Origin of the sequence: Flavobacterium humi, assembly GCF_004745595.1 — a bacterium.
Lineage (GTDB): Bacteria > Bacteroidota > Bacteroidia > Flavobacteriales > Flavobacteriaceae > Flavobacterium > Flavobacterium humi.
The window spans coordinates 1-8,854 of sequence record NZ_SRLH01000012.1 but is presented as its reverse complement, the minus strand read 5'-3'; the positions used below and the strand labels follow the sequence as shown (position 1 = coordinate 8,854).

The following is an 8,854-nucleotide window of genomic DNA, read 5'->3' as shown; positions in this document are numbered from 1 at the left end:
GGGATTTTGCTTTTCAAAATCATGTTTTCTTTCATAAAAAAATCCTAACCATTACAGTTAGGATTCTTCTGTCTTCTCTCTCAATTAGCTTTATTATTTTTACAATTTAGCTTTATAAAAATGATTATCATTTACATGTTATATATCCATCAATTAAACAGCAGTCAATCAAATTCTTCATGGATTGGTTTTCTTGACGTAATAACTTGTTTTCATCAAACATTATTTCGCTGTCAAAATATCTTGCATGGTCAGTTGGAAATACTCTTTTTCCACTTTTCATTGTTGTTTCTCCAAATAAGTCTTCATTTTTTTTATAAAATCTGTATATTTTGCTTTTACTGCATTTAGTCGTGATTACAAATTCTTTGATATTTTCAAATTTCATTTTGTTAATGTGTTACTACTCATGTTATTTTTAGATACAGGAATCCCATACAAGAGGATTAATCAAGCATCATTTACAATAAATAGTCTGAAATTTTTCAAAGTGTAGCCTAATTGCGACTTTTTTGGAAAAATATTTTTTCAGAGCCAAAATATTTGTGTCTCAAAGTGACACAACTAGAAATGTAGCGGCAAAAACTCAGAAACAATTTTCTTAAAGTATCATGTGAATACGAGGCTAATCAGCCAAATTGTATAGCTGAGGTAGGTAAAATAAAAATGCTGAATCGTGGATTTCGATATTAAAAAAGCGGATTGAGAGGGGGTGGGGTGTTGTTTTTAGTAGTGTAGCTAATTTGAGATATAGCTACGTTTAGGTGTCCGACACCACTTTTTAAGTACAGATAGGCTAATAAAAAAACCTAACACCAGATTTATCTAGTATTAGGCTTTAATTTCGATTCAGTAATTCTTTTAACTACTTAAATGACTTGTAGGTTTTCCAATTTTTATCGGATTCATTGTAACTGGTTAGCTCATACTGTTTGTATTTTGCTTTCAATTTTTCCAATCGTATTTTAAATTCGTTTACGTCTTTCGTGTACAAAACATATTCTTTAAATCCCGAAGTAGTAATGACCAGCGGAACAATCGAATTTAAATCCGTTTCAAAAAAATCAAATATATCATCTTCCAGATTATTTAATTCTGGTTCACTTTCAACATCAGGAAATCCGTTTTCTGCTGGGAACAACAATTTAAAAGCAATGCCACAACTAATTGAATAGTTTTTGTTACCTGCAATTTTATCACACCCAACATTTTTCCTAATCAACATTGGATTCCCATTATTCTTTCCTTGTAAAATACTCCAGCTTTGTGGAATTATTGTAATTGTGTCAGAAGAACCATTTTTTGATTCACCATTAAAAAATCTGTCAAATATTCCCATACTTAAATTTATTCAAAATCAGGATAATTAATAGGGTACCTATTCCCTTTAATCAATTCTACTAAACCCGCAGGATTAAAAACTAATCCAATATATGATTTTTTGTTTTCGTCTGATAGCTTCCCAACTTTTGTGAAATCTGCATCATTAGTTCTCCAAACATACCAATTATTGGAAATCTTAATCGGTTCTTCACCAACTTTAGTTCCGTAATCATTAGTTCCTCTAAAAATTACATCAACTTTTTCGTTAAAAGTTACGTTGCCGACTTTCTCCCAAAGTTTCATCTTAATACCAAACTTGATTACACAATGTGCATAAAAATCAACTTCGTCATTTACAATTTCTGACAATTCTGATTTATCGCTAATTGAATATACTTTTTTAAATATTCTAACCACATCACTGTTTAGCTGTGTTAAATCATTTTCGATATATTGAAAATATCTTTTAGTATTCTCACTAATTTGGACTGAAAAAATGTCTCCTTTTTTTATTGTACGTGTCATATTTATAATCCATATGCTCCCCATTTTCTTGGAGCAATTGAGTTAATTTTATTAATTAGTTGACCACCATTTTTCTCTAATCCGTATTGGTTAATCAAAGTTTGCTCTAATACTCTAGCTTGTTGTCTGCTCAAATTTGTTGCTCCTTCCATTACTTGATAATCCAGAGTGGATTTTTGTCCGAAACTACTTAAATGTTCTGCAAACCTTACAAAAGGATTTCTTGAGGTTATACCAGCATATTTGACGGTACCCATAGAATCAAAACCTTGATATACAGAATAAGTTCCTTCTGCGGCTTGAACACTTTTAGCAGCTTGCAGAGCTCTTCCATAACCACCCCACATATTATAGCCACCACCACCAAAATCTTGCATTTGCTCAATATGGGAATTATTCATTAGTCTGAATATTCTATCCCATTTACCTTCATTTGGCAGGTAACCAGGATTCCCTCTATTCTCCCTATATACCTCTAATGGGCTTTGTCCCTCACTATTTACATTTGCATTTTTAATTAATCCAAAAAGTAATGTGGTTCCACCTTCTGAAGGCTTTTTACCTTCTTGACCTTCACTAGATTTCTTTTTAACCGTTGCGGTTACAGTAACTTCTGCTAATTGACCATCCTGTCTTGTCCATTGTCCATCGTTATATGTATAAGTTGCTCCACCAGTAGATGTATAACTTTGTCCAGCTGTAGGATTTTTGACATTCTTCTCACATTCAGGGCATAATCCAGTCGGGTCACCATAAAATACTGGATTATTAAATGAGAAGCTATAAGGAGTCTTGTCTGAAAACACTTCTGCAAGCACATCAACAGAATCAAATCTACCTATCGCACTATCATATTGTCGATAGTCCATTGCTGTCTTGTTCAGTCCCAGCTCATCTTGCCACTCTCTCCCATTAAATTTAACCTGATACGTCTTAGCACAGCTGTTACACGGCTCCAACACAACAACTCCCCCATTTTTAATATAGGTCTTCTGGCTCATGTTGTAGTTCTTGTGCTTCAATCCAAAAGGATAATAGTTATTTTCTTCCAATACCTTAAGAACGCCTGTAGCAGGATCTACCCCGTAGCTTAATCGTACATTGCCTAAATGATCGGTGTAGTTAAACACATAATTGTAAACATTGTTACCGTTTACCACCGTATTATTTACATAGCCTTCATCATGTGCAAAAAATTGTAACACCCCATCCGTATACTGGAACCCGTTGAAATATTGGGTAGCTGTTACCGTACTGCCCTGGGTTACGTTTTTTTGTAATTTGACACCTGCTGCGTTGTAAAGGTATTCAATTTTTGTACTGCTGTTGTTGTTGAACACAATTTTTATAGGCAAATTCATATGGTTGTACACAATTTGGGTAATACCCTTATTGGTATCGGCCGTCATATTACCGTTGGCATCATAAGTGTAATCGTCGGCAGGGTCACTGCTTCCGGTACTGTCGTCCTTAAAACCGTTGGTGTTGTTGGTGCTGTCAAACACCTTCATCAATTGGTTTTTGTTATCGGCATGGTAGGTGTATGCCAGATTGTCCACTTCCAGGGAATAATCCGCATCGTCGTATTCGCCGGTTCTGGTTAGGGCAGTAATGTTCCCGTTTTTGTCATAGGCCAATGTTTCGTTATACGAATTGGTCGTTGGCGAAGCCGCTCCTGGCTTTTGGTAAGTGGCATTAGTTAAGCGGTTTAGGTTATCGTAATTGTAACCGTACTTGCGCTGTACGTTGTCGCTGTTGGTGCGCCAAAACGTCTCGGAGATATTTCCGTTATATAGGGGCGGCACGCTGTACACTCCATAGCTTTGGGTATCGTTGTCCTGGTAGTTCAGCTTGAAGGCAAACAAATCCACAGGGTTTGTCCCTTGCGTCAGGTTCGCCACATCGTTAATACCTTTAAGCCAGCCGCGGATGTTGTAATTATAATCTACTTTCTGTAAACCTACAGCTCCTGTGGCATCGGTACCGCCTACATTTTTGCTGATGAGTTGCCCCAGTTCGTCGTAGGTATTTTTAGCGATCAATTGCACTGTTCCTGTCCCTATCTGCTGGGTGTGCAATACCAAACGATCTTGGGCACTGTAGGTAAAGTTATCGGTAATGATAATTTCCGGATCGGCGGAAGTCCTCTTGTGGTATGTTTTGGTATAGATGGTCTTGCCTGTAAAATCCAGTTTGCTGTCCGTACGGGTATACCCAACCATTGGGGTTTCCGCATGGGTGCGGATAGGGCGGTATTTGGTATCGTACAAAGTAGAGGACGTCGCCCCGTACAGGGTAGTCGGTGTATACACCAGCCTAAGCCAGGTTCCGGTAGGAAGGCCTTTGACTGTTGGAGATACTGCCTGCCCTTCTATGAAGGAAGGCACGCTTGGCGCATCCGGGAAACTGTAATTGTCATAGTAATTCTTGCTTAGGACATCATAGGTGCCCAAAGTAAACGGATTGGTCCCGGCATTGATGTTCCCTTGCCAGGTATTGCGGTTAGCCTCGGTAACGGTCATCACCTTCCAGCCGGTTTGGGTCACACGCCCAAAGGCGTCATACTCGGTAATATTCATACCTATTGTCCCATCCCCGAAAGGAGATAAGGCCGGGCCGGTCGCTACTGGCCTGTCCAAAAGATCGTACACCATATATTCCCATTGCTTGCCCGGGAGTTTCTTGGCTGCCAGGCGGTTGCGGGAATCGTATTTGTATTGGTAGCACAAGCCGTCCAGGATGGTTTGGGTAATGGCGCCTTCTGCCAATGGCGGGATCACGTATGACAGGTTGCCTCTTTTATCGTACATATAATACGTATCGTGGGCGGTATTGCTGTTATACGTCCGTTTCAATACCACTTGACCGTTTTTATTCTTGAATTCCTCAGTGGTATTGTTGTTTCCGCTGGTCCAGTTCTCGTCTTTGGTAATGGTTTTGTACAAAGTCCCCGAAGCATAATAGGTATTGTCTGTGGCACTTATCTCATACAAGCCTTTCCCGGTACTCCAGGTAGTGGTTACCGTAAGCCTTTTGACTTCATTGGACGCATTGGTCTGCATATCGAGTTTTATTTCGTGCCCGGAACCCATAGCCCAGGCTCCTCCCGGGGCAGCCTGTTTGAGCACGCGATTTAACGGTGATACCTCAAATAGTTTTTGGCTGTAAGGGTTCATTGTATTTTCATACGCGGCCGTGTTGTAAAAACTCAAAACATCAGTCGCTGCATTAGAGTTGTAATTTAACGACGAACTGGTATTGGCATACGGCAAATATTCCTTAGGTTGCCTGCCAAGGGAATCGTATTCGATATGGGTTACGATGTCTTTCCCGGAAGCGGACTGCCCTTTGGCAATTTGCTGGATAGGACGACCCAATCCGTCAAAATAGGTTACTTGCACCACAGGGTTGGCAGCGCCTTCCGTTTTATAGGTTGTCGATTTGATATAATTCTGGTCCTGGCTTTGTGCTAAAGCAAGAATCGGGAATAAACTAACAATAAATAGTATCTTTTTCATCTTGCCTTAGTTTTTATAATGGTATTCATTCGCTTTTACAATATTGCCATCTTTGTCTTTCACTTGCACCAGCCTGCCTTGGGCATCGTAGGTATACGTGATTTTATCGCTGTTAGGGCCGGTAATGGTCGATACGCCTACTAAAGGAATATACGTGTAAGTACTTACCATGGCATTGGGCAGCGAAGCCCTCAAGGCAATTTGGGCTGTTATCAGGTTGGCTTCGCTTCCGGTGTCGGACAGGCCTTGCAGGTTGGTAATGGTAGCCGTTGGGATACTCGCAAAAGTGGCGTTCTCGATCTTGGCAATAGGTTGGGATTTGTTATACCCCCAGATGTAAGTGACTGGTGTACCGTTTTCCATCTTCAACTCAAGAGGTTTTCCATTGGCGGTATCCATAACGGTATAGCGTACCCTGTTTTCCAAAGGATTGCTTTCTACCGAAGTCTGGATAATCTCCGGTGCGATAATCCCATTGCCCCAATCCTTATAGGTTTTGTTTTGAGTGGCCATTGAAATACCGGAATTGAGCTGCTCCGTTTTGATCACTTCCGCTACCCTGTTCTGTGCTTTTAAGGCCGTCATCTGGGACACGGCAAGCAAATCATCCGGATAGGAATTGACGGTTTTCAGGGTTTCGCCTTCGCTATTGGTGGTTTCCGTACGGGTAAGCTGCAAGTGCGCAGGATTGTCGTAGAAATAATTGGTTTTGCTGGAAATAGAACCGGTTGGTGTATTGGCAGCGTTGTAGAAATAATCAATGTTCTCTGTAGATTTTTGGTAGAACCAGTTAGACGGGATGTTATAGCTCGCCGGTTCAAAAATAGCATCAAGCGGTATCGGCATTGTAGGCACAACCCCTTGGACACTTCCTGTTATGCAAGCATTCTGAAAGAGTTTAAATCCTTTGATCCTTGAATCCCTGCGTAAGTCTTCCGTATACTCGTTAATCTGTTTGTTTACTATAGCCACATTCGTAGCATCGATAGTTTTGTAAGTTTCCTTGGTAAGGAGTTTTCCCCTTTTATTGGCAGTTTCTACTTTTATCAGGCCTTTACTGTCATGGAAATAATCAGGATCAATCGTAAATTTGGAAATTGTAAATCCGTTTGTACTATTATCCGGACTAACATTCTGTTCTTTTACCTCGCTATATACTATACTGTTTCCCTCCACTCCGGTAATTGAACTGGATCTGTAGGATGATGTGACTACCTCTCTCCAGTTACATCCATGCATATCACCCCCTCCTGGATTTACAATATTACAACAGGCGGCCGAATAGTTGGTCACATCGATAGACCGATAAGTGGCAAAAGTATCGTTAATCAAAACCCCACTACTCCTACCAAGATTTGCCGCTTGTGTATATCCGTATGTTTTTTTAGAAGTTACCGCAGCAGTGTGATCTGTATTGGTAATACTCTTGATACGCAATCCCATTCCTTCCAGGTTTTTTGGTTCGGTATCGTGGTTATAATAAGTGATATGTGTACCTTCAACACTCATATAATTTCCATATGCCTCTACAATCAGCACAAAATGACCATTCATCCCCGTTAGATGTTTTGTAACGGTTATTGTGCCTCCATTATATTTAGCAGTGTCATGCAGTACAGCTCCAGTGTTTTCATTAATGAGGCGTACCCTTGAATACTGGTGTTTTACAAGTGTAGGATCACTTCCTACAGGATTTTTCTGTTGGAAAGTAAGATCTCCTTCTGCATTGACAGCATCAAATTGCAAAACCATATACTGGATACAACCTATAGTAGGAGACTGGTTGCAGATTGTAGTATAGCCATCCTCGTAATTTTCTAACTCGTTAGGTGCTTGGGTTCCACTACCACTGCCTTGAACAACAGGCCCATCTACATATTTCGGGACAAATTTGCTAAACTGGTCTACTCCGTAATACGTATTGGGCTCATATTCAAATTTGGTAGTGCCTTTGGTCGGGTATTTAATTTCCTTTAAGATGCCTGCCTGCATTTTTACCGCATTGACACCTCTTTCGGCATTTCCGATACTTTCATAACTGGTTCCAATACCTACAGGGCTATATACCAGTACTTGGTGTGGTATGCGGGTTCCATTTGCGACACCATTATAATATCCCCAATAATCGGTTGCTTTCGAATCCTTACTGGGAAGATTTACATCCGAATAAGTAAATTCGGTTTGGTCCCCTCCATCCACATCAAGCATATTTAAAATCTTATCCAATCTCATTCTTTTTCTTTGCGTAGTAGCATCAAGAGGGTTATCAGAAGTAAAATAAGAATACTGAAATTGCATCTTTTTAGTCGTTGTAAATTCTGTGGCATTCTTTTTTGCTTGTACTTCTACATTATCCAGTTTTCTTGGCCCATTACTCAAACAAACTGCATCATTGCTTGGGCAGAAATCCAATCGACCACCGCTCGAATTGAAAATAACCTGACCTTCTTTAAAAATAATCTTACTCAGTTTTTTCGTTTGGGTATTCAATATACTCGAATCGTTTTGGAGTGATGAAATCGTTTCTCTATGTGGTATTTCCCCTTCCATACAAGCGTATGCCGGATTGGTATTTATCGTATGGGTTATGGATTCGCTATAACTGTTTTGGTTCACTTCGCCTCCATCGATATAGGTAAAATCGATTACGTCATGGTTTGGTGTTTCAATTTTATCTACATACCAGGCACTGGTATAATAAGGTGGTTGGTATTGTTGTAAGGTACGCGAACGTTCCTTCGTGTCTGAAAAGGTATATACATTCCCTAAAGCGTCCGTTATCTTGAATCCGGTTTTGCCTACAATATGCAGGAATTCAACTTTGAAGGCATCAGGCGGATATACCGTGATGGTTTCATTGGCTTTGTTATCTATAACAAATTTCCCACTGGCTGTCGGGGAAGAAAAATTATACACATCCCTTACCCATGATTCGCTTTTCAACGTTTGGAAATAACTATCATTATAACCTTCAGGGTGGTTTGAAATATAAGTGTTTATAGCATCTGCATTGGGAACATTATCATAACTCTGATTATATTCGTCCGGAGCATCCCGTACGTCCAATACGATTTGCGCTCCTGCATCCAGGTTCCAGCCCAATCCTACCCAGGTAGCCTCATCACTTACCCGTATCCCCGAAGCATGGTAATTCAAGGAAATAGGCAAAGCATAGTTTCCGGCCTGTACCGTATAAATAGGGATACTGATATTAGGCACTCCGGTGGATAAATCCACAGGGTATTCTCCATACTTTAAAAAGGCCGCAGCCTCCGGCGACTTGGGTGCAAAATTCTGCATTTCCACAGTAGCAGTCTCCTGTGCCCGCCCCATCCATGCTGTAAGGCATGCCAATAACGCAATAGTATATTTTTTCATCTTTTTCATCTTATTTCTTAATCACTTTAATCCCGTTCTGCTCCACGTTGGTGCTAATGTTGATGACATACACACCGCTTGGCAAGTTACTCAAATCAAAAGGCACGGTG

5 protein-coding genes are annotated in these 8,854 nt (G+C 40.1%); all 5 read right to left on the bottom strand.

All coding sequences use genetic code 11. The features are described 5' to 3' along the window. Positions 1-127: 127 nt before the first annotated feature. The gene (locus E4635_RS15625; RefSeq protein WP_246020824.1) at positions 128-388 is read right to left on the bottom strand and encodes a hypothetical protein; all 261 of its coding nucleotides are present in this window, start codon (positions 386-388) and stop codon (positions 128-130) included. A 477-nt stretch (positions 389-865) separates the two neighbouring features. Further along, positions 866-1,339 (bottom strand): DUF695 domain-containing protein, encoded by a 474-nt coding sequence (locus E4635_RS15620; protein ID WP_135527643.1) that lies wholly within the window; start codon positions 1,337-1,339, stop codon positions 866-868. Between the two features lie 8 nt (positions 1,340-1,347). Beyond that, a complete protein-coding gene (locus E4635_RS15615) occupies positions 1,348-1,848 on the bottom strand; it encodes an Imm26 family immunity protein (RefSeq protein WP_135527642.1) in 501 nt (166 codons plus the stop codon). A gap of 2 nt (positions 1,849-1,850) precedes the next feature. Further along, positions 1,851-5,366, bottom strand: coding sequence for a DUF6443 domain-containing protein (locus E4635_RS15610; protein WP_135527641.1), 3,516 nt, complete (start codon positions 5,364-5,366; stop codon positions 1,851-1,853). 6 nt (positions 5,367-5,372) lie between these two features. After that, positions 5,373-8,744: an RHS repeat domain-containing protein gene (locus E4635_RS15605; protein ID WP_169630288.1), complete on the bottom strand. Its 3,372-nt coding sequence runs from the start codon at positions 8,742-8,744 to the stop codon at positions 5,373-5,375. Between the last annotated feature and the right edge of the window lie 110 nt (positions 8,745-8,854).

What these genes read in the sequence shown, in the direction of transcription:
- E4635_RS15605 (WP_169630288.1), bottom strand. Translation starts at nt 8,744, where the DNA reads ATGAAAAAATATACTATTGCGTTATTGGCATGCCTTACAGCATGGATG.
- E4635_RS15610 (WP_135527641.1), bottom strand. Translation starts at nt 5,366, where the DNA reads ATGAAAAAGATACTATTTATTGTTAGTTTATTCCCGATTCTTGCTTTA.
- E4635_RS15615 (WP_135527642.1), bottom strand. Translation starts at nt 1,848, where the DNA reads ATGACACGTACAATAAAAAAAGGAGACATTTTTTCAGTCCAAATTAGT.
- E4635_RS15620 (WP_135527643.1), bottom strand. Translation starts at nt 1,339, where the DNA reads ATGGGAATATTTGACAGATTTTTTAATGGTGAATCAAAAAATGGTTCT.
- E4635_RS15625 (WP_246020824.1), bottom strand. Translation starts at nt 388, where the DNA reads ATGAAATTTGAAAATATCAAAGAATTTGTAATCACGACTAAATGCAGT.